The organism is Micromonospora sp. LOL_014, from assembly GCF_048060245.1.
Taxonomy (GTDB): Bacteria; Actinomycetota; Actinomycetes; order Mycobacteriales; family Micromonosporaceae; genus Micromonospora_E.
Genome location: NZ_JBHMIP010000082.1, coordinates 1 through 1728, shown reverse-complemented (window position 1 = coordinate 1728; position 1728 = coordinate 1). Strand labels below are relative to the sequence as shown.

1 protein-coding gene is annotated in these 1728 nt (G+C 75.3%); it reads right to left on the bottom strand.

The window, feature by feature from the left end; translation table 11 throughout:
- The coding region (locus ACFHW1_RS28690) for a condensation domain-containing protein (RefSeq protein ID WP_416616703.1) at positions 1–1728 on the bottom strand (1728 nt) is incomplete at both ends.

The following is a 1728-nucleotide window of genomic DNA, read 5'->3' as shown; positions in this document are numbered from 1 at the left end:
CGTCGCCGGTGCTCCACAGCTTCTCGTCCAGGGTCACGGTCCGCCACGGGCCCTCGGGCACGCCACCTGCGGTGAGGACCAGCGGCGCCCCGACCTGGGTGAGCATGAACTCCAGCCGGGCCGCCGGGAAGCCGGGGTCGAGCGGAACGTACGTGCCGCCGGCCTTGAGCACGGCCAGCCAGCCGATGACCATCTCGACGGACCGTCGGACATGGACACCGACCGCGGTGTCCGGGCCGACGCCGAGGTCGCGCAGCCGCCGGGCCAGCCGGTTCGCCCGGACGTTCAGCTCCGCGTACGTCAGCGCGGTCCGGTCCGTGGCCACGGCGACGGCGTCGGGGACGGCCGCTACCCGGGCCTCGACCAGCCGGTGCACCGGCACCTCCGGGACGTCGGCGACCCGCGCGTTCCAGGACGCCACCAGGTCCCGCTCGCGGTCGTCCAGCAGGGACACCCAGCGGTGCTCGGCGGCCGGTTCGGCGGCCATCGCCCGGAGCGCCCGGAGGTAGTGGTCGCGCAGCACGGCGACCTGGACCGCGGGCAGCGCCCTGGCGTCATACTCCAGGTGCAGGTTCAGACCGTCGGCGCCGGGCTCGCGGCCGAACGCCGTGACCAGCGCGAAGTGCGTACGGGAGACGTCCCCCGCGTCGTCGTCGGCTGCGGCTCCGGCCGTGAGCTGCGGGAAGTCCGTGTAGACGAAGTTGGTCTCGAACAGCGCCGACCCGCCGAGCTCGCGCTGCAGCGCGGCCATCGGGTAGCGGCGGTGCGGCAGCAGCTCGCTCTCGGCGCGGAAGACCGCCCGGATCAGGTCCCGCCAGGTACCGCCGGGCAGCCGCAGCCGGAACGGCACGGTGTTGACGAACAGCCCGAGGACGTCCTCGCCGCCGTCCTCCTCCAGCCGCCCGTCGGCGGTGAGGCCGACCACGACGTCCGGGGAGCCGGTGATCAGGCTCATCACCTTCACGTGTGCCGCCAACAGCACCGCCTTGAGCGGCACCCCGCAGCGCCGGGCCAGCTCGCGCAGGCGCGGCGGCAGGTCCTCGGGCAGCGGGCCGGTCAGCGAACCCGCCCCGCTGTCCTCGTCGTGCCTGTGCCGCTCCCCCGCGACCGGTGCGGCGCTGAGCCGGGCAGGCCGGTCCGCGGGCCAGCGAGGCAGGCGGCCGTCCGGCGGTTCGGCCAGGCGCTCGCGCCAATAGCCGGCGCTTTCCGCCGAGGCCATTGCCTCCCGCTCGGCAGCGATGAAGTCGCGGTAGGCCGAGCCGGGCGGGGCCACCGCCGGCTCCTCGCCGGCGAGCAGGCGGCGGTACGCGCCGACGATCTCGCCGACCAGAGACGCCAGGCTCCAGCCGTCCAGGATGGCGTGGTGCTCGGTGACGGTCCACTGGAACGCGTCGCCGGCCAGCAGGTGCACGGCCATCCGGCAGAGCGGGGCCGTGCCCGGGTCCAGGGGCGAGCGCCGCTCCGCCGCCAGGTGCGCGGCGACCGCCGCCCGGGTCCCGTCCGCGTCCAGGGTGCGCAGGTCGGCCACGGTGATCGGGACGTCGGCGGTGTCGTACACCAGCTGCATCGGCTCGCTGAACCCGGTGAGCGCGAACGCGGTGCGCAGGACGGCGTGGCGGGACACCGCCTGGGCCACCGCGGCCCGGAAGCAGCGCTCGTCGAACGCACCGGTCAGCCGCAGGGTGTGCACGTTGTGGTACGGCAGGCGCTCCGGGTCGCGCTCCATCT